The organism is Nostoc sp. (assembly GCF_036917135.1).
Taxonomy (GTDB): Bacteria; Cyanobacteriota; Cyanobacteriia; order Cyanobacteriales; family Nostocaceae; genus Nostoc.
This window is the reverse complement of record NZ_JBALEA010000042.1, coordinates 39,610-59,417: the sequence shown is the minus strand read 5'-3', so window position 1 is coordinate 59,417 and position 19,808 is coordinate 39,610. Positions and strand designations below refer to the sequence as shown.

Sequence of the window (19,808 nt, the reverse complement as noted above, 5' to 3'; positions counted from 1 at the left end):
CCAACCACTTTTCAAACAATCTCTTACCAACAATGCAGATTACCCGAAGTCTCCATACAGCCATTCTTGTGACTGACTTAGAACGCTCTGAACTCTTTTATAGCAAAGTATTGGGATTATCTAAAATAGATCGTTCCCTGAAATACGCTGGCGTATGGTATCAAGTCGGCGACTACCAACTTCACCTGATAGTTGCACCTGGTATCCCCACGGAAAACCCAAACGAAAAATGGGGACGCAACCCCCACATTGCTTTCTCTGTTGCTGACTTAGACACCGCCAAACAGGAATTGCTCAATCATAATTATCCCATTCAAGCCAGCGCTTCCGGTCGCCCTGCCCTGTTCACTCAAGATCCCGATGGGAATATTATCGAGTTGAGTCAGCAGTGACAATGCCCCATGCCCCATACTTCTCTACGAGAGGCTGCGCCAACGGCTACGCTCAGTACAAGTGCCCCATACTTCTCTACGAGAGGCTGCGCTCAGTACAAGTGCCCCATACTTCTCTGCGAGAGGCTGCGCCAACGGCTACGCTCAGTACAAGTGCCCAATGCCCCATAACTAATGAAAATAATTGCCTACTCTTACACCGATCCTTTACTAGAATCTTCTCCCGATCATGCCGATTGGGGATGGGAGGTGGATCGGGTTTATGAAGATTTGGGCAAGCAAGAGTCTTCTGGACGATCGCAATTACAACAATTATTCACCGATTGCCAAACTGAACGAGCAGATTATCTTTTAATCCGTCGGTTGGAAGAATTGGGGGATACTATAGAGGAAATTAGCGATCGCTTACATCAACTCGAAGTAATGGGAGTAGCAGTAATCACCACTGAACAAGCCTATACTTCCGAAAAGTACCCTCTGGGTGCTGACTTGCTCAATTTACTACACGCAATTCAACGTCAGCAACGTAGCCGTCGCATCCGTCAAGGACACGCCCGGAATCGTCTTGAGGTTGCACCACCACCCGGCAAAGTTCCCTACGGCTATCGCAGAGGTAAGGGAAAATATATTGTTGATCGCAGTACTTCACCAGTAGTCAAAGATTTTTTTGAAAACTTTTTACTCTATGGTTCTCTGCGCGGTTCAGTTCGTTACCTGGCGAAAAAATACGGCAAAAAAATCTCTGTAACTACCGGAAGACGCTGGCTGACTAATCCAGTTTATCGCGGCAATACTGCTTACCAAAATGGTGAAATTATCTCCAATACCCATATTCCAATCATTTCTAAGGAAGAAGCTGCCCAAATTGACCGACTTTTACGCCGTAACAGCCGTTTACCATCCCGAACTGCTAGTGCTAGGCGTTCTTTAGCTGGGTTGGTTGTCTGTGCTGAGTGTCAGTCACATCTAACAGTTACCCGTGTTACCCAACGCAACCAAGATAAAGAATATCTTTATTTACGTTCTACTAGCTGTCCCCAACGCCCCAAGTGTAAGGCTATTCCCTATCAAGAGGTGTTGGAACATACAATTGAAACGGTTTGCCGTGATTTACCTCTGGCAGTAGCAGGGATGAATTTTCCTCAGTTGGATGCATTCAAGAATAGTTTAGGGCAAGCGATCGCTCGTCAGCAAGAAATACTTGCTCAGTTACCTGCTTTAATTGAAACTGGAATTTTAGATGCTGAAACAGCAAAGTTAAGAGCTTACACACTCCGCACAGAAATTTCTGCACTCGAAGCAAAGTTGGCGACTCTCCCCCCAGTTAACTTGCGTTCTGTTGCTCAAGCTGTTTCTATACCACAATTTTGGTTAGATTTGTCAGAAACAGAGCGAAGATTTTACTTTCGAGAATTTATCAGGCAAATTGAGATTACTTTTCAGAATAAAGAATTAAAACTCCAAGTTATTTTTATTTTTTAGGACTTATAGTAGATTTCAGGTAAATGAAGTACATATATAAAACCCAAAACCTTGTAGAGACGTAGCAGTGCTACGTCTCTACGTGTATTCGATTAGAGCGCAATCTGCTGTACACCAATTTTGTATGAAGATGCGCCAAACTACATGAGGAACGAACCACAAAGGGCGCAAAGGACACAAAGAAAGAAAGAAAATCTGGTGCAGCCTCACAAACAATCCCCTAAAAAGTCCGCGCAGGCAGAAACTTGAGCTATTATCCGCCAGCAATTGTTACCCCCGATCTCCAAGCGGAACCTCATAGGAACGGGTGGCAGGTTTCTTTGGTTTATCAGGTGAGTCAAGAGTTTTGTTTGGATGAAGAAGCGATGTCTGCAACAAGCCGCTCTCAGCCAATCTCAGAAAAACCTACAGCTAGAATCCCTACTGCAACAGGCGCAGAGTTTACTAACGGCACTAAACCAGTGGCAGGAAAATTTACTCAAAGTTGGACAATTTTTAGTTGAGCGTCAGCAAGGCTTTCTCGTAAGTAAAGACAGCTTAGATTTAGTACCCACACCACAGCAACTAGTTGCTCAGTCCGTTGGACTTTCAGATGCTACCATCAGCCGCATTGTGCGATCGCGCTACTTATTGATTGGCGGCAAGCCAAGCCGAATTTTGCCGTTGCGATCGCTGTGTCCTCCCGTTGGTGTTGGTGGACTTACACCCACACAGATGCAAGAGTTAATTATCCAACTGATTGCAGAAGAACCGCCAACCAAACCCTACAGTGATGAGCAAATTGCTCAATTACTGAAGCTGCGATTTGGAATAGCGATCGCCCGTCGCACTGTCGTTAAATATCGTCAACTAGCCGGAATTGATTCGTCTCACACACGTAAACTCAGTAAATCCAAAAATAGCTGAGTACCACAGTTACAACAGTCAACGGTAGTCCAAATCGCAAATGCTCCCTAAATGTTAGCCGATATCCTTCCTTAGCAACAGCTTCCGCTACAATTAAGTTGGCCACAGACCCCAACAGCGTCAAATTACCTGCCAGCGTGGAAGCAGCCGCTAGTAGTAGCCAAGTCTGCGTGTCGGGATGAGGAATTAGGTGATGTAGCAGCAGTACCGCCGGGACATTGGATACCAAATTCGACAGCAACACCGTCACTCCCAGAATGCTCAAAGGATCGTGAACAAACCCGGTAAACCATTGCAGCGAACCGAGTTTCAGCACACCTTCAGTTAGGATAAATAGCCCACAAAACATCACCAGCAAATCCCAGTCCACTTTTTTTAAAATTCGTTCTGGCTTGATGCGGCGTGTTATTAATAATAGTCCAGCCGCAATTAACGTTGCTTCCGCAGTGGGAATGCCAATCAAAAAAGCTACCAACAATCCGGCGGTAATTAGCAGACTTTTAATTAGCAGTGGTTTAAAGATGCGGTAATGGGGTGGTTCTACTTTTAGATAAGGATGTAGAGAACGCACCTCTGGATACAACCACCACAGCCAAGCCACCTGAATTACCAAACCGATCAAAGCTAGTGGTGTCAAAGCTTTAGCAAAGTCTAGATAACTAATACCAGAGAAGGAACCAATCAAGATATTTTGAGGATTACCACTGAGGGTAGCCACAGAACCGAGATTAGTTGCGCCAGCCAGTGCCAGCAAATAGGGGATAGGGTTGAGATTGAGCAATTGGGTAACACTAATTACCAAAGGTGTGAGAATTAGGGCGATGGTGTCATTGAGGAACAGCGCTGAGAGGATACCGCTACCAAAAGTTAGTACTATTAATAACCCCAATGGACTGTGGATATTGCGGATTGTGTAATCGACAGCCAGCCGGAAAAAACCCGAAGCCGTCAGATTAGCACTAATTATCATCATCCCGAACAGGAAGATCAGGGTTTTATAATCGATCGCCCTCCACGCCGTCGATAAATCCAGCAATCCCAATGCCATCAACAAAGCTGCACCCACAAGGGCGATGGTGGCACGATTCATCCGCAATCCGGGTAAGTAGCCCAACCCCAACCCAACGTAACTGACTAAAATCACCAGGTATCGAAGAATTACCATTGCCTATTCTCCCACCGTCGGTAACTCCGAGTTAGAGTCGGCTGAATGGGATGTAGATTTAGTTTCCGGCATAAAGAACCAAAAGAAAGCCAAAGCAGAGGCAGCGATCGCGGCCATAGTCAAAAAGCTAGCATTATACCCCGCTTCTTTAGCGACAAAGCCAGCCAAAGAGTTACTCAGGGAAGCACCAATCCCAACAGCAGCCCCAATTGCTCCCTGTGCTAAATTGAAGTGTCCAGTTCCCTTGGTCAAATCGGCTATTACTAAAAGCTGCATTACGCCAAAAATTCCTGCGCCTATACCATCCAATAATTGCACAGATACTAAGAAGAATGGGTTGTCGCTGAAAGTATACAGCACACCACGAATCGGCAATACTAGAAAGGCCAGTAAAAAGATTGGTTTACGCTTGCTGCGACTCGCCCCTCGACCAACTAAAATTCCCAATGGAACCATCACTAACTGGGCTGTGATAATACAGGCAGACATGAATAAAGGTGGACTGCCGCCTTTGTGGTGAGACAATACTTCACCCACTAAAGGCAGCATCGCGGCGTTGGCAAAGTGAAATAATACCGCGCTGATCGCAAAGATTAGCAAACGGCGATCGCTCAAAATCTTGGTAATTTTAGAGACATGAACCTGACTATCGCCATCATCGCCCCCTCGCGCTAATCGATAGTCAATGTCATTTTTACGAATTCGTAACACACAAACAATTACTATTACCGACATCAGAGCAATAAAGTAAAAAATAACTGCTTGACCGACAAACTGACCGATTAATCCTGCCAGCAATGCCGCCCCCACATTTCCAGCCGAACTCAGGGTTTGGTTACGTCCGATGCGGCGCTCAATTCCCTGTCGCCCAACTAATCCTAGAGAAATAGCAGCAAGGGCAGGGGCAAAGAATGCTCCCGCAACGGCAGTAAAGGATTGCGCTGTCGCAACGGCAGTAAAGGATGGAATAGTGGCAGTAACAAGTGAACTGATGGCAATTAGCACAGCCGCCATGACAATAAGCGATCGCTTCTGACGAACCTGGTCAATTAATGCTCCAGCAGGTGCTTGAGCTATTACTCCTGCCAATCCAGAGATAGTCATTACCAAACCCACTTGAGCCGGGTTCCAATGCAGACTCGACGTGAGGTAAACAACCAAAAACGGCCCGACACCACCTTGAATATCTGCGAGAAATACATTCAACCAATCGAGTGCTAATAGACTCTGCCTGCGAGATGCCAAGTTCTGTCCCATATCTCCTCTTATTGCCACTTAGTTCATAAAATCGCCTTACACATATCTTGGTGCAAAAACTATGCCAAAGCAGAAAAAGGTAGTAAGTAACTAAAACTTTCAGAGGATTTTGAGGAGTTGGGATTTTTGCCCTCCTTTTTTAAGGGGGGATCAAAAGCCTGTGGGGTAAATCTCAATACTGCTCGTTTAAGAAGATAGGACTTATACCATTTCTTTGTGAGGCTGCGCCAAACCCTTTTAACTTCTTTCTTTCTTTGTGTCCTTTGCGTCCTTTGCGGTTCGTTTTTCTTTCTTGTACTTAAATATGGTTTAGGGACTTCAAAATTAAAAAACATTCAAAAATCTCATACAACAATCCTCTCTCTTCTTCATCTCTCCGTGCCCTCTGCGCCTCTGTGGTTCGTTTTCTTGGATAATTTATTTCTTGGAAATCCCTTAGCGCATCTCCATACAGAATTGGTATTACGCAAACAATAGCTAAAACCCTGATTTTTAGGTAGGGGCAATTCATGAATTGCCCCTACAGCGTGCAGTTTTGCGTAAGTCCTAAAGATTTGTAGATTTGTAGGTTGGGTTTCGTTCCTCAAATCACAACCTATTGACGCTGTAAAATCAAATGATTACATTCAGTCAATCTCGCTTGCCAGTTAGGTTCAACTACAATTGTGCTAATTTTTTCGATGACGATCGCAGGTCCATTAATCCTATCCTCTGGCTGCAAATCTTCCCGCCGATAAACAGGAGTATGATACCATCTATCAGTACTAAACATCCTGACTATCTCAACCGATATCGGAGCTTCATTTAAGGGGCGAGTCCGAATAATTAAAGCTTCTTCGGGAGTATCCATCTTCTGAATTACTTCCACTGAGGCAGATTCGACAATTAAGCTTTTCTCTAATTGAATAAAACCATAGCGAGATTTATGTTCTATCTCAAATTTTTGTCGCATCTCTAGGACATCATCAGCAAAATTAACGGTCAATGTAGAGTTAGTCCCTTCATATTTTAAGTTAATTTTTCGGGCTATTTCTACTTGAATATGTGCTTCATCTATTTCACTTTTAGCTTGAGTTTCTAAATATTCCATTAACTGCTGTAATTTGGGGATTAATCCTTGAGTTAAAGATTGTTCAACTCCCCCTTCTCTAATTGCCCTGACATCAGCTAATCCCATTCCATAAGCCGAAAGAACGCCAGCATAAGGATGTAGAAATATTTTTTTCATTCCCAAGGTGTCGGCAATTAAACAAGCAACTTGCCCACCTGCACCGCCAAAACAACAAAGCACATATTGTGTGACATCATAACCGCGTTGTAGACTGATTTTTTTAATTGCATTCGCCATATTTTCCACTGCGATCGCAATAAATCCGGCAGCTACTTGTTCGGGTGTACAATGATTTCCTGTAGTAGATGCAATCTCTTGAGCTAATTGTGTAAATTTCTTAATGACAATATTTTTATCTAAAGGTAAATTGCCATCAATTCCAAAAACCGAAGGAAAATATTGTGGGTGAATTTTACCTAACATCACATTGGCATCAGTAACCGCTAATGTCCCACCACGTCGGTAACAAGCAGGCCCAGGATTTGAACCAGCAGATTCCGGCCCCACACGATAACTAGAAGCATCAAAAAAGAGAATTGAACCACCGCCAGCAGCAATGGTATTAATTGCTAATACAGGAACTCGCATTCGCGCCCCAGCAATTTCTGAATCTAATTGTCGTTCATACTCTCCTTTAAAGTGGGCAACATCTGTACTTGTCCCTCCCATATCAAAGGTAATAACTAACTCAAAACCAGCCCTTTTACTAGTTTGGACTGCGCCAACAATCCCCCCAGCCGGTCCACTTAAAATACTATCTTTTCCTTGAAATTGCTCGGCTGCGACTAAACCCCCGTCAGATTTCATGAACATTAATTTGATCGGGGAGTAGGGACTTGTACTGAGCGTACCCCTTCGGGGAAGCAAGCTACGCGTAGCGTCTCGTAGAGAAGCCGAAGTAGTAGGGAGTGGGGAGTGGTTATTTTCTATTCTCAATTGACTTTCTATTTGGTTGACGTAGCGACGCAAAATAGGAGTTAAATAAGCATCGACTACTGTTGTATCCCCTCGACTGACCAACTTCATTAACGGGCTAACTTGATGAGATACAGATATCTGTGTAAAGCCGATTTGTTGGGCAAGCTGGGCTATTTGTTGTTCGTGAGCAGGATAGCGATCGCTGTGCATAAAAACAATAGCGCAACTCCGAATTCCTGTATGGTAAACTGCTTGTAAGTCACTTTTAACTTGTTCAACATTTATGGGTATTAATTCATTTCCTCTAGCATCGTAGCGTTCATCTATCTCAACCACCTGCTCATAAAGCATACTTGGTAAAACAATGTGACGAGCAAAGATATTAGGACGGTTTTGGTAGCCAATTCGCAGCGCATCTTTAAACCCTTTGGTGATGAGAAGAACGACGCGATCGCCTTTTCTTTCTAACAGCGCATTTGTTGCTACTGTTGTCCCCATTTTCAGCACTTCTATTGCTTCAGTAGGAATGGGTTCGTTGCTAGAAATACCCATGATATCCCGAATACCTTGGATGGCTGCATCTTGATATTGCTCAGGATTTTCTGAAAGTAATTTGTAGACTATAATCCATTGCTGATTAGGCAAAGTCACAATTAAAAAACGTTCAGGATGTTTTGAGAGTCCATCGATAATTGCTTGATTATTAGTAACAGCAACAATATCTGTAAATGTACCACCACGGTCAGCAAAAACCTTCAACATTACTCTCTTTCCTCAATACTATAGAGGTAGCAGTGGGCAAAAAGCACTCAGCACTCTTGAACCACTGTCAAAATCCTAGCAGTTGAGTTTTGTAGAAATTACCTAAACGCTTGCGATTATTTATAACTTATAGTACAATTGTACTTACAAAAGAAACCCTAATTAAATCAACTCCACCTCACCCGTGGGGTTTTTGTTTTTTTGAGAGGATGTATCTTGACTGGGCGCTTGTTTTGTGCATCCGGCACTTCATCATTTAGCTGCCGTAGAGGTTCGTATAGATAGCCAATAGCAGCTTTCTCCCATCTTGGGTACCAGCAAATGGTACGCTGAGTCTATAATTACTATAGTGTAATAGTTAATGAGATTTAAAACGGGCTATTAACCACTTCTGATGGTTATATAACTATAATAGACATTATATAAATTCTCATATATATAATGAAAAATTCATTTGCAAAAACAACAACATTGCTTCAGCAAAAGCTGAAAGGATACTGGCGATCGCTTAATCATTGGTATTTAGATACACCAGAAAGGGCACTCTTAGAAGCTTACCAAGCAGCTCAGAGAATTAAAAACATTGAAATTGAACATTTTGATCACAAAAAAATATCTTCAGAATCAGTAAGATATACTGAAAATGTGATGTCTTATTGGCAAGCTTATCTTAATAAGAACTTAACTATTATTAAAATCAGGCTTGCAGAATTTCAACTTAGTCGTGGAATTGTCAATATATCTAATTCTGTTTTATTAGAAAAATTGAAGGTTATTGATGAAGTCGTAGAGAAGTACGCCATCAAAGATGAACTAATTAGCGACAGCGCATTAATACCAACTTCTCAACCCCCAAAAATCAACCGCAGCGAAATTAATCAACAGTCAGAATTATCTAATATCAATGATATTAACGCAACATCTCCATCTCAAAATCCTGAAGTTTTTCCGAGGTCTATAAGCAAAACAGTTAATAGAATTAAAGCAGATTTTGCACCCCAGGCAGAAGAAGAATTTATCAGAAATTATCGAATTTCTCGAAATAGGACAAAAACTGCTATAAGATTTTTAATAGTTCTAATTATTGTACCACTTTTAACTCAATATTTATCTAAAGAATTTTTAGTAACTCCCATATTAGAAAAAATTAGAGGAGAGAATAAAATTCAAATCCTGATCAATTCTGATATGGAGAAAGAAGCTCTCCATGAATTACATAATTTTGAGCAAGGATTGAGATTTGAATATTTACTCAATCAAGCGCCTTCACTTTCTTCAGAGATAATGAAGGAAAAAATTAAAGACAAAGCAATGGAGATAGCTGAGGAATTTCACATTAAAAGTAGTAGTGCTATTAGCAATGTTTTTGCAGATTTAATATCACTAATTTCTTTTGGGATAATTATCGCTCTGAACAAAAGAGAAATTTTGATTCTCAAGTCTTTTATGGATACCATTGTCTATGGTCTTAGTGATAGTGCTAAGGCTTTTTTAATTATTCTGTTTACAGATATATTTGTCGGATTTCACTCACCAGATGGGTGGGAGGTAATTCTTCAAGGATTCGCAGAACATTTAGGTTTGCCAGCTAGTAGAAATGTGATCTTTTTCTTTATTGCTACATTTCCCGTAATTTTAAATACTATCTTTAAATACTGGATATTCCGCTATCTGAGTCGTTTATCTCCATCGGCATTAGCAACATTAAAAGAGATGGATGAATGATTTTTCACCCTTACGGGTTCGCCAGTCGCTTCTCCCAGGGGGAGACGCTGCGCGAACAAGTCGCGGAACCCGCCCAACACGCTGGCTCACCATGTTTTTAATCCTCAAATATTGCTAGGTTATCAAGTTGCTAACCCTTGGAGATCCCCCTAAATCCCCCTTAAAAAGGGGGACTTTAATTCCGGTTCCCCCCTTTTTTAGGGGGGTTAGGGGGGATCAATCAGTGCCTAAAATTACAGTCAACCACTTTTCAAACATCCTCTTAGATGAACCAAACACCATGCTAATTTCACCCTATGCACGAAGGGCGATAGCACAGCGTTAGCGAGTGTCACGAGAGTCATTACGAATTATTTTCACCGATTTGTTTCCTGATTCGCTAGGCTATGTATATCCTGGTTCTTCACAAGCATGCTATGGATTTTGAAAGCAAAGCCAATACCCCAACTCCTACAGACAACATAGAGTTTGCTCAACCAACTACTAACCGTAAGCCACTGGAATTGCTACGAGATACTGAGGCTTTGCTACGTCGCCCTACTGTAGCCACACTGTCGCCGATTTTGCCACCAACACTGAGCAATAGATTCCAAGCGATTTCATCTTTGGCTGATGACTCCTTTAAGGAACTGGCAGAAATTGACATAGACACTATTAGTGATTTTGAACTGCGTCCTACACGAATTTTTGTTGGCTTGAGCTTTGTTGGTTTTGGGGCGCTCATGATATTGGTGCTGTTGCTGTACTTAAACACATTGCATCGAGAACTCAATACAGTTGAGCAGATTCGGCAATATTGGTATCAATATGTTTGGTTTGTCAGTTTAGGTATCGCGGGGATGTTTATCTTAGGTCGTGAAGCGATGCGTCCTATGCCAAAGCGACGGAAATTTTGAAATTTATAACCTAATGTTTAACACCACACCGTGTAGCATTAAATTCTACACAACCAAATCTATATAAGTCATACTTATGTTTGTCAGAGTTAACGATAACTTTATCTCAAGCAAATTATTCACCCTTATTTCGTTTTTTTAGGGATACATTAGATTCAGGTGAGAGAAAATAACCTTTCGACTTTGCGATTAGTCTTACAAAGGTAATGTACATTAACTAATTATTTGTCAATTTAACAAAATATTGTCACAAAGCTATAAATACCTAAAACCCTGACATAGCAAGGATTATGTCAGGGTTTTCCTATTTAAGACAGTTATACCCATCTAAGCCGATATTCACTAATTAGATGTCAAATACCAGATATTTCACAATTTAATTGTCACTTTCCAAAAACCTGGAAAAATCATGAGTTTTCATAAATTAACAAATTATTTGTCACCTAAGTAGTATAATACAACTATGTTTTGATAAAACACTGTATGCAAGATGCAGAATTTTCTACAACCTCTACGACTTGGGCAAGCTCCGCAGATGTTAACAACGATCTTGCTGAAGCAAACGTTATTGTTTCTAAGCTTTCAGATGAAGCTTTGGTGAAAATGGAGGTGATTCAAAGTCTTTTAAAAAATAGCGATCGCACTACATATACTCAAAAGCTCAAGGAAGCGGCAGAAAAGCTTGGTAAATCAGTACGTACAGTGCGACGGCTGGTAGATAAATGGGAACAGGAAGGTTTGGCTGGACTGGCGCAAAATCAACGGATGGATAAAGGGAAGCATCGAGTTGATGAAGACTGGCAAGAGTTTGTATTGAAAACTTATAAGGAGGGTAATAAGGGAAGTAAAAGGATGACTCGCCAGCAGGTATTTATTAGAGTGAAGGCGAGAGCAGACGAACTGGGAGTTAAGCATCCTTCCCACATGACGGTTTACCGAATTTTGCAACCCTTAATAGATAAAATTGAGCAAGCTAAAAGTATTCGCAGTCCGGGTTGGCGTGGTTCGCGCTTATCAGTGAAAACCCGTGATGGAAAAGATTTACAAATAGAACACAGTAACCAAGTTTGGCAGTGCGACCACACCCTTGTTGATGTTTTATTAGTAGACCAGCATGGCAAAATTCTTAGTCGTCCTTGGTTAACAACGGTTATTGATAGTTATTCGCGCTGCATTATGGGGATTAACTTGGGCTACGATGCACCAAGTTCTCAAGTTGTAGCTTTGGCGCTACGCCATGCAATTTTGCCCAAGCAATATGGTTCAGAATATGGGCTTAATGAAGAATGGGGTACTTCTGGTTTACCGCAACACTTTTATACGGATGGGGGTAAAGATTTTCGTTCTAACCATTTACAGCAAATAGGGGTGCAGTTAGGATTTGTTTGTCATTTGCGCGATCGCCCATCTGAAGGTGGTAGTGTTGAGCGTCCGTTTAAAACTCTAAATACAGAATTATTCTCAACTTTACAGGGATATACAGGTTCAAACGTTCAAGAGCGACCAGAGGAAGCGGAGAAAGAAGCTTGCTTAACGTTGCGGCAGTTAGAGCAAATGTTGGTGCGTTACATCGTTGATAACTATAACCAGCGACTTGATGCTCGAATGGGCGACCAGACAAGATTTCAACGCTGGGAATCTGGTTTAATTGCAGCACCCGATTTACTTTCCGAGAGGGATTTGGATATTTGCTTAATGAAGCAAACACGGCGACAAATTCAACGCGGGGGATATCTGCAATTTGAAAACTTGATGTATAGAGGTGAACTCTTAGCGGGTTATGCGGGGGAAAGTGTTGTGTTGCGATATGACCCCAGAGACATCACAACGATTTTGGTTTATCGCATAGAAGGGGATAAAGAGGTATTTATTGCTCGTGCTTATGCTCAAGATTTGGAGACAGAAGAACTATCTCTAGATGAGGCAAAAGCTAGTAGTCGTAAGGTCAGAGAAGCGGGTAAAGCTGTGAGCAATCGCTCAATTTTGGCTGAAGTTAGGGAACGCGAAACATTCCAAACTCAAAAGAAAACTAAAAAAGAGCGTCAGAAAGTAGAACAGGCTGAGGTCAAAAAATCTAAACAACTTATACCTGTTGAGCCAGAGTCATCAGTAGAGGCAGTATCTATTGATAGCGAATCTGAGCCAGAGATGCCGGAAGTTTTTGATTACGAACAAATGCGTGAAGATTACGGATTTTAGAAAATGACTTCAAAAGAAGCCCAAGCAGTCGCCCAACAATTGGGTGATATTCCCGTTAATAGTGAAAAATTACAGACAGAGATTCAACGATTAAATCGTAAAGGTTTTGTCCCACTTGAACAAGTGCAAATTCTCCATGATTGGTTGGAAGGAAAGCGCCAATCAAGACAATCTGGGCGTGTGGTAGGTGAGTCGAGAACGGGAAAAACAATGGGTTGTGATGCCTATAGGCTTAGGAATAAACCCTCTCAAGTTGCAGGAAAACCCCCAACTGTACCTGTGGCTTATATCCAAATTCCCCAGGAGTGCGGTGCTAAGGAATTCTTTGGGGTAATTATGGAGCATTTAAAATATCAAGTAACTAAAGGAACAGTGGCAGAAATTCGAGATAGAACACTGCGGGTTCTTAAAGGTTGCGGGGTAGAGATGTTGATTATTGATGAAGCTGACCGCTTTAAGCCGAAAACTTTTGCGGAAGTGCGTGATATTTTTGACAGGTTGGAAATAGCAGTGATTTTGGTAGGAACTGATCGCTTAGATGCAGTGATTAAGCGGGATGAGCAGGTTTACAACCGTTTTCGGTCTTGTCACCGTTTTGGAAAGATGTCAGGGGAAGATTTTAAGCGAACGGTGGATATTTGGGAGAAGCAAATACTGAGATTGCCAGTTGCTTCCAACCTTTCGAGTAAGACGATGTTGAAGACGTTAGGGGAAGCAACTGGAGGTTATATCGGTTTGATGGATATGATTCTGCGAGAGACTGCAATCCGGGCTTTAAAAAAGGGACTGCAAAAAATTGATTTGGAAACTTTGAAGGAAGTAGCTGCTGAGTACAAGTGATGGAAGTAGAAAATATTAAGCCTTGGCTGTTTAGAGTTCAACCATATCAAGGAGAAAGCCTGAGTCATTTTTTGGGACGCTTTCGACGGGCAAATGATTTAACCCCAACTGGGTTAGGTAAAGCCGCAGGACTTGGGGGTGCGATCGCCCGATGGGAAAAATTTCGGTTTAATCCCCTACCGTCTCGCCAGCAATTAGAGGCATTGGCTAAGGTTGTGGAGGTTGATGCTGATAGGCTAGCGCAGATGTTACCGCCTGCTGGGGTGGGGATGAAGCTTGAGCCGATTCGGTTATGTGCTGCTTGTTATGTTGAGTCACCTTGTCACAAGATTGAATGGCAGTTGAAGATAACGCAAGGGTGCGATCGCCACAATTTAGGCTTGCTTTCAGAATGTCCAAACTGTGGGGCGAGGTTTAAGATTCCAGCACTGTGGCTGGATGCGTGGTGTCAAAGGTGTTTTATGACGTTTGGGGAAATGGCAGAGTTACAAAATCCGGCTTAGAACCTACAGATTAATAGGCACAGTCTGTTTAATTTTGGGGGAAATAGAAATAGGAGTATAAAGATCAATATCAACTTCGACTTCATCTATAACTCGGATCGAAACAATCAGAGCATATCTAGCTGTTTTATTCCATCCTTCCCACCTCGGATGATATTTCCACCAACCGCTAACAGGATATATACCAATAGAATCTTTCTGAGCCAATTCAGCCGCAGTACCTTGCCAAATATCAGAATGAATAGAACCGCGATTCCATGTTTTGGGGCCTAAGAACCATCCACTGTCGCTACTTCCAGTAGATGTAACATTCTCTTCAGTTTCTTGCTCTTGCTTGTTAATTCGTTTTCTAAAATCAGCCAAAGTCTCTGTAGAGCGCTTAACAGCAAGCCTTAAACCATAAGAAGCATAAGAATGTTTATTTTCCCATCCTCGCTCTCCAGGGTTAGGTTCGATAAAATATGAAAGTGTTACCCGCATTTCTACTTTTGCTTCACGCAAATTTTCTAGCTCTTGTGTTGGCCAAGGCAGTATGTGAAGGTTCATTTCTTTTGTTTTTACCGAACCTTTACCATCCTTTTTGTGAAAAGGCTGCAACTGGTCTTCACAAATCATTGTCAAGTCATTTTTACTACTTAAAAGCGCCCTCTCCAGACTAGGAACACCATAACCGTATCGACGCAATAATATAGATACTTTTTTACTCTGCGAAGGATTTTTAGGTAAATTACTAAGCATTGCAGTAGTCCATTCTGCGGAGTGGACTATTAAGGCGCGAACTGTTTCTGCCCAGTATTCGGGGTGTTTAGCCCAAATACGTGCTGCCATATAGCTACACAAAGCTGTTGCAGCGCTAGTATCTCCAGAAAGGTTAAATTGCCGTACATTAGGTTGATAATAAGTTGTCAGAAGTCGTAAGTCATCAATATCCATACCAGGAGAATGAGGATCATCAGTTGCTAGGTTTCCCCCCTCAAAAGTCACATCCGGTCGGATAGGCCATTGGTCAGTCCATAAAAGAGAAGTTCTACTTCCAGGTGAAAGGTCGCCAGCAGGAGCAATAGTTTGCCATTGAGCATAATTTGGATTAACTATATTTACTTTATCCGTATAAGCACCAACAACAAGCGTATTCCATGCTTGTGATGGATTTTCTGCTGGGCTTAAATCATTTCGACTGGGATACTCACTGCATATAATAGGCTTGGGAATATTCCCAACTGGAATAACCATAAGTCGCTGAAATTCAAAGCAGATTTGATCTATTGCTGCTGACCAAGAAGAAGGAACTCCCCTATTATTGTCGCCTTTACTCGTCAGAGGCATACAAATGACACGCTGGCGCTTGGGGTTGTTAATCTCTACACGAGAAACAGCTTCCTTCGTAATTGCTCCATAAAGCTTAGGGTCATTTTCTCCCTGGTCTGGAAGTATTTTTACGGATTCTAATCGGTGGGTAAGATATACTTTATTTGATGTTGTTAGTGCATTGTAAAGGTTTTCATAAAGGGCTATGCCAGCCATGTCAGTACCATGCCCTCCCCAACGCTTACTGTCTGCCACTCCCCAGTTTGGATCGCAAGTTAAACAATCTTCAGGAGCAAGAGCTGGCTTAATTAAAGGATGAGAGCCTGTAACACCGCTATCTAATAAACAAACAGCTAAATTATTATTCGATGCTACAATAATACGATTTGCAAGTTCTTGAACCCAACTAACCTGTTCTTGCATATCCATCTCAAAGAACATCGATGGTGAATCTTTAGCAAGGCGAAGTTCAGCAATTAAGCTAGTGTTGTTAATAATTCGAGATAAAGTTATTACAGATGTCAATACCAAAACTACTTCTCTATCAGGGAAAGTAATTGAGTTTCCTGTTGTCCTAATATCGAGTCTTTGAGCTATTTGCTGGAAAGATTCACGACAACCATGACGTAACCAAACTTCCCACCATACCTGCTGAGATTCAGATGGAAATTCAAGATTGTCTGTGAATAGCGCACGCACTGTGCCTAAGCTAATATCATCCAACCGTGCGATTAAAGGCTCATTTTTTGGCTTTCCTTTATTTGTTTCTTTATCACGGTAAGCTTCGATTTTTGAAGCGAAAAAATCTGATGCTTTTTCTGGTACAAATACGGTTACTGATACGGTTTCGTCTGCTTCATCAGATGAGTGAACAGCAAGTAACTCGATGTTTTTAGGCTTGTTCTCCAAGAACTCAAGTGCTTTAAGTTCGCTTTTTGGTAGCTGGAACTCTAAATAAAAACCAACTTCTCCAACTGCAAGTTCTGGCTCACGTAATAATTTTTGTTGCTGATAATTTTCAAGGGCTTTTTCAAAAGCTTGTTGCAACCTTTCGGCGTGTTCTATACGATTACGCCGTGGCAAGGGTTTTTTATCTATTACTTTTCTTGGATATGTATAGTTTTTGCTATCTCCCTTTACCATTATGTAAAGATTAGGGAGATTCCTTCGGTAGTCTGGCATTGGGTCGATAGGTTAATTTAAACACATCTTTATAAAATAATACCGTACTCACTTAAAGATGGTGTTTTTACGCTCTAGAATCGCAGAAATCATGTTTTCTTCAGAAATTGAATCCTGATCACAAATCACAGCTACTTTCGCCGCTTCATCTGCGGCTCGAACTAATTCTGCTTGACTTAGACCATTAGCACTCTCAATAATATGTTCCCAATTTTGCCATTCAGTATCAAAAGGAGCTAGACGCGTTTTTAGTAATTTGCAAACAACTTCTTGATTTGGTAGCTCATATTCAATAACATCATCGAAACGTCGAAAAAGAGCCTTATCTAATAAATCAGGATGATTAGTCGCAGCAATGATTAGGCTTTGGCTGTCATCATTCTCCAAAAACTGCAAGCAGGAATTTAAAACCCGGCGAATCTCTCCAACGTCATTAACTGAAGCACGTTGTGAGCCAATGACATCAAACTCGTCAAAAAAATAAACACCTCTTGTCACCAGCATTGCATCAAATATGAGCTTAAGCTGATTAGCTGTCTCACCCATAAACTTTGTAATTAGACCAGTATAAAGAACTGTGAAAAGAGGAAGTTGTAGTTCTCCAGCAAGAGCAGCAGCAGTCATCGACTTACCTGAACCTGGTGGCCCAACTAAAAGTATTTTGCGACGAGGTTTGAGATTATACTCAGCTAAACGATGCTGCTTGATATGTTCTATAAGAATACGCTGTAATCTTTTTTCTAAAACTGGAGGAAGAACCATGTCAATAAGTCTTGTGTCTGAATACTGAACCGATACAAGATTTGCTAGTTCTCCCTTGGGTTGGGTGAGCGTTTCCCCCAAAGCTTTACGCTCAATAACAGATTTACGCTCTTTTGCTTTATCAATGAGAATTTGAATGTCTTGAGCAATTTTAGTATGTCCTTGTCTTGCTTCATGTGCAGCTATCTGTAAAGCAACAGAGAAAAATTGTTGCTCCTCACCTTCTAGGTAGCTCTTCAAGAGCGCAATAATGTGGCGAGCTGTTGACATATAAGCATTTTATCTGACAAGTTTTTTAGGCTCTCATAAAGTAGAACATTTCATTTTACAACTTTAAAAAGCATCTTTAGCGGATAGATAGAGGAAAATGTATGTTTTTGTGAGTACAATTGTACTATAAAGAATCACAGGAAGCAATGAGCAATAAATTTCCAGTAATCATAGGGCTAATCCCTTTTTAAAATAAGAATTATTCATATCAAAGCCTTGGATATCACTCTATTAGCCCTGAAAGGTCTAGTTATACATAACTTATGGTATGTATTAGCTTTATTATTGATGGCTAGTACAGCACGACGGAAATAAAACTACCATTCAAAATAAATGAAAACCTTACACCGTAATCATTTTGACTTTTGACTTTCGTTTTGCGGTACTAATTCCTTCATGCTTTCTTTTTCCGATTTCAGCACCAATTGTTGATAAATATCGTCTAAGTACGCCGAAATCACAGGTTTAGCTTTATCTAATAGATGCGTCTAATTGAAACTCTACAGGTTCAAGCGATCGCTCCATGAATACGTCTTCCTAGTCCCTGCTGAAACAATCAGCTTAGGGTAAAGCTTACTTTCAGAGTACCCAAACTGTGGGACAAGGTTCAAAGTTCCAGCATTGTGGGTGGATGCTTCGTGTCAAAGGTGCTTTGTGTCGTTCACGGATAATGGTAAAGTGGCGAAGGGTTATTCTGCGAGATGCGACAAATCCATGAGACACTTACAACACATGAGATTTTAGTCAAAGATTGTGTCGGTTACATTAATCGTGTACTATTATATTAGTACAAATATACTGTGGTCTACGATGAGTAAGCCAAAAAGTGTTAAAGATTGCAAAAAAAACAACTATAATTAACCGATAGAAACATTGTATAAAATCTTTATATTTTATTAAATAAAAAGGATTACGAATCTTTATATACATTTATATTTGTTCATTAATTAGACTATTTTGTGGCAGTTAACAGAGAGAAAGGTCATGTTGGATAAACTAATAAAATATTTTGTCTACGCGACAAAAGGGTATATTACAAAAACACAGCTGATCAAGTTTTTGTATTTAGCTGATCTTTACTCTGTTAAGTGGACAGGAAAGCAGCTGACTGATCTAGATTGGTGTTATTATCAATTTGGCCCTTGGAATGAGGGTATAGATGCTGCCTTAAATCAAATGAATGGGAAAGAGATTATTCAAGAATCTCAGGAAAATACAACATACATTAGACCTGTGGATGAAGCTGCTCAAGTAGATGATTTGCAAATACCTCTAAGTCTTAAGTTCATCCTGGATAATATTCGGAGAGAGTGGGCCGGCGCAGATAAACTGAATCAGTTACTAGAGTATGTATATAGCACTGCTCCAATGCTGGAAGCGAAAAATACCCATAGACCAGAAGAAAAAGCTAGACTTAACTTACAAGCAGAAAGAGAAAAATTAGTTAGTGAATTAGGATTGTAAAGTGGTTGGACAAAAACCTAGACAAGGTTGGATCTATTCCATAAATCCCTATAGGGTATCTCTTCGTTGCCAACTGGGTCATGTCCATATTTATAATTTAGATGAGCCAGGTGAAGTAGAATGTCAAACTTGCACTGAGAATATTAATTCAAGTAGGGTTTTCAGAGGGATACATCCTTATATCATCTGGACAAGCAATCAATTTCAAGATGAATCTGGATATATAACAACATTTTGCGTTATTCCCCTGACTTCCCAAGGAACATTTAACGGTTTACCAACTACATATCCAATTAACCCTACAGTAAAAAATGGTCTTAATAAAAATTCCTACGCTTTAGTTCATCAAATCTGTACTGTTGATGCTAATTGCTTCAAAGACTCATCAGCAAATTGGTCAGATAGAATTGGACAATTAGATAGACCAGATAAAGACGCTATAGAAGAACGGTTAAAGTATTTTTTGAATATTCGAGAAAATCCTAGTGATGACTGGTTTGCTCAAAATGCGTCCCCAGAACTTTTAAAAAAAGTCTTTGATTATCTACCTGAAGATACAAAGAATTTAGCAATAGAAGAATTAATCAACAATTTAGGATCATATAGGACTCCGATTTGATTTCTGAAAACATACTGAGAGTGAAAAGCCTGTTTTATCAGGGTTTT

At 40.9% G+C, this 19,808-nt stretch carries 15 protein-coding genes; 10 read left to right on the top strand and 5 right to left on the bottom strand.

Annotated elements, in window-relative coordinates:
* Positions 1-32: 32 nt before the first annotated feature.
* The 3 genes from V7K50_RS13045 (at position 33) to V7K50_RS13035 (ending at position 2,780) form a co-directional block, all read left to right on the top strand.
* Positions 33-392, top strand: coding sequence for a VOC family protein (locus V7K50_RS13045; RefSeq protein ID WP_334960578.1), 360 nt, complete (start codon positions 33-35; stop codon positions 390-392).
* Positions 393-566: 174 nt separating this feature from the next.
* Positions 567-1,874 (top strand): recombinase family protein, encoded by a 1,308-nt coding sequence (locus tag V7K50_RS13040; RefSeq protein ID WP_334960549.1) that lies wholly within the window; start codon positions 567-569, stop codon positions 1,872-1,874.
* Between the two features lie 354 nt (positions 1,875-2,228).
* A complete protein-coding gene (locus V7K50_RS13035) occupies positions 2,229-2,780 on the top strand; it encodes a hypothetical protein (protein WP_334960547.1) in 552 nt (183 codons plus the stop codon).
* Here the strand turns inward: V7K50_RS13035 and V7K50_RS13030 are convergent.
* The 3 genes from V7K50_RS13030 to V7K50_RS13020 all read right to left on the bottom strand — a co-directional run bounded on the left by V7K50_RS13030 (position 2,758) and on the right by V7K50_RS13020 (position 7,993).
* Entirely contained in the window at positions 2,758-3,945 is a 1,188-nt protein-coding gene (locus tag V7K50_RS13030; RefSeq protein ID WP_334960545.1) for an anion transporter, read from the bottom strand. The two genes, V7K50_RS13035 and V7K50_RS13030, sit on opposite strands and share 23 nt — an antisense overlap.
* 3 nt (positions 3,946-3,948) lie before the next feature.
* Positions 3,949-5,202, bottom strand: coding sequence for an MFS transporter (locus tag V7K50_RS13025; RefSeq protein WP_334960543.1), 1,254 nt, complete (start codon positions 5,200-5,202; stop codon positions 3,949-3,951).
* Between the two features lie 595 nt (positions 5,203-5,797).
* The gene (locus V7K50_RS13020) at positions 5,798-7,993 is read right to left on the bottom strand and encodes a hydantoinase/oxoprolinase family protein (RefSeq protein WP_334960541.1); all 2,196 of its coding nucleotides are present in this window, start codon (positions 7,991-7,993) and stop codon (positions 5,798-5,800) included.
* A gap of 441 nt (positions 7,994-8,434) precedes the next feature.
* On the opposite strand from V7K50_RS13020, the gene V7K50_RS13015 reads away from it, so the two are divergent.
* From V7K50_RS13015 to V7K50_RS12995, 5 genes are all read left to right on the top strand, one after another.
* Entirely contained in the window at positions 8,435-9,718 is a 1,284-nt protein-coding gene (locus tag V7K50_RS13015) for a proton extrusion protein PcxA (RefSeq protein ID WP_334960539.1), read from the top strand.
* Between the two features lie 416 nt (positions 9,719-10,134).
* Complete coding sequence (locus V7K50_RS13010; protein ID WP_334960537.1) at positions 10,135-10,614, top strand: hypothetical protein; 480 nt, start codon at positions 10,135-10,137, stop codon at positions 10,612-10,614.
* A gap of 483 nt (positions 10,615-11,097) precedes the next feature.
* The gene (locus V7K50_RS13005) at positions 11,098-12,813 is read left to right on the top strand and encodes a Mu transposase C-terminal domain-containing protein (protein ID WP_334960535.1); all 1,716 of its coding nucleotides are present in this window, start codon (positions 11,098-11,100) and stop codon (positions 12,811-12,813) included.
* 3 nt (positions 12,814-12,816) lie between these two features.
* On the top strand, positions 12,817-13,653 hold the full coding sequence (locus V7K50_RS13000) for a TniB family NTP-binding protein (RefSeq protein WP_334804333.1): 837 nt from the start codon (positions 12,817-12,819) through the stop codon (positions 13,651-13,653).
* Entirely contained in the window at positions 13,653-14,156 is a 504-nt protein-coding gene (locus V7K50_RS12995; RefSeq protein ID WP_334804334.1) for a TniQ family protein, read from the top strand. Before V7K50_RS13000 ends, V7K50_RS12995 begins: the two co-directional genes overlap by 1 nt.
* 3 nt (positions 14,157-14,159) lie before the next feature.
* Here the strand turns inward: V7K50_RS12995 and V7K50_RS12990 are convergent, their stop codons facing one another.
* Entirely contained in the window at positions 14,160-16,547 is a 2,388-nt protein-coding gene (locus V7K50_RS12990) for a S8 family peptidase (RefSeq protein WP_334960533.1), read from the bottom strand.
* A gap of 147 nt (positions 16,548-16,694) precedes the next feature.
* Complete coding sequence (locus V7K50_RS12985) at positions 16,695-17,678, bottom strand: AAA family ATPase (RefSeq protein ID WP_334960531.1); 984 nt, start codon at positions 17,676-17,678, stop codon at positions 16,695-16,697.
* A 984-nt stretch (positions 17,679-18,662) separates the two neighbouring features.
* Between V7K50_RS12985 and V7K50_RS12980 the strand changes: the two genes are divergently transcribed.
* Together V7K50_RS12980 and V7K50_RS12975 are read left to right on the top strand one after the other, a co-directional pair.
* Positions 18,663-19,142 carry a type II toxin-antitoxin system antitoxin SocA domain-containing protein gene (locus tag V7K50_RS12980; RefSeq protein WP_334960529.1) on the top strand — a complete coding sequence of 160 codons (480 nt, stop codon included), beginning with the start codon at positions 18,663-18,665 and terminating at the stop codon, positions 19,140-19,142.
* Position 19,143: 1 nt separating this feature from the next.
* A complete protein-coding gene (locus tag V7K50_RS12975; protein WP_334960527.1) occupies positions 19,144-19,761 on the top strand; it encodes a type II toxin-antitoxin system PemK/MazF family toxin in 618 nt (205 codons plus the stop codon).
* The last annotated feature ends 47 nt before the right edge of the window (positions 19,762-19,808 follow it).

Bases quoted from the DNA above. Each gene is read 5' to 3' on its own strand.
- V7K50_RS12995 (WP_334804334.1), top strand. From the start codon at position 13,653: ATGGAAGTAGAAAATATTAAGCCTTGGCTGTTTAGAGTTCAACCATAT.
- V7K50_RS13030 (WP_334960545.1), bottom strand. From the start codon at position 3,945: ATGGTAATTCTTCGATACCTGGTGATTTTAGTCAGTTACGTTGGGTTG.
- V7K50_RS13020 (WP_334960541.1), bottom strand. From the start codon at position 7,993: ATGTTGAAGGTTTTTGCTGACCGTGGTGGTACATTTACAGATATTGTT.
- V7K50_RS13025 (WP_334960543.1), bottom strand. From the start codon at position 5,202: ATGGGACAGAACTTGGCATCTCGCAGGCAGAGTCTATTAGCACTCGAT.
- V7K50_RS13015 (WP_334960539.1), top strand. From the start codon at position 8,435: ATGAAAAATTCATTTGCAAAAACAACAACATTGCTTCAGCAAAAGCTG.
- V7K50_RS13010 (WP_334960537.1), top strand. From the start codon at position 10,135: ATGGATTTTGAAAGCAAAGCCAATACCCCAACTCCTACAGACAACATA.
- V7K50_RS13035 (WP_334960547.1), top strand. From the start codon at position 2,229: ATGAAGAAGCGATGTCTGCAACAAGCCGCTCTCAGCCAATCTCAGAAA.
- V7K50_RS13045 (WP_334960578.1), top strand. From the start codon at position 33: ATGCAGATTACCCGAAGTCTCCATACAGCCATTCTTGTGACTGACTTA.
- V7K50_RS13000 (WP_334804333.1), top strand. From the start codon at position 12,817: ATGACTTCAAAAGAAGCCCAAGCAGTCGCCCAACAATTGGGTGATATT.
- V7K50_RS13005 (WP_334960535.1), top strand. From the start codon at position 11,098: ATGCAAGATGCAGAATTTTCTACAACCTCTACGACTTGGGCAAGCTCC.
- V7K50_RS12980 (WP_334960529.1), top strand. From the start codon at position 18,663: ATGTTGGATAAACTAATAAAATATTTTGTCTACGCGACAAAAGGGTAT.
- V7K50_RS12985 (WP_334960531.1), bottom strand. From the start codon at position 17,678: ATGTCAACAGCTCGCCACATTATTGCGCTCTTGAAGAGCTACCTAGAA.
- V7K50_RS13040 (WP_334960549.1), top strand. From the start codon at position 567: ATGAAAATAATTGCCTACTCTTACACCGATCCTTTACTAGAATCTTCT.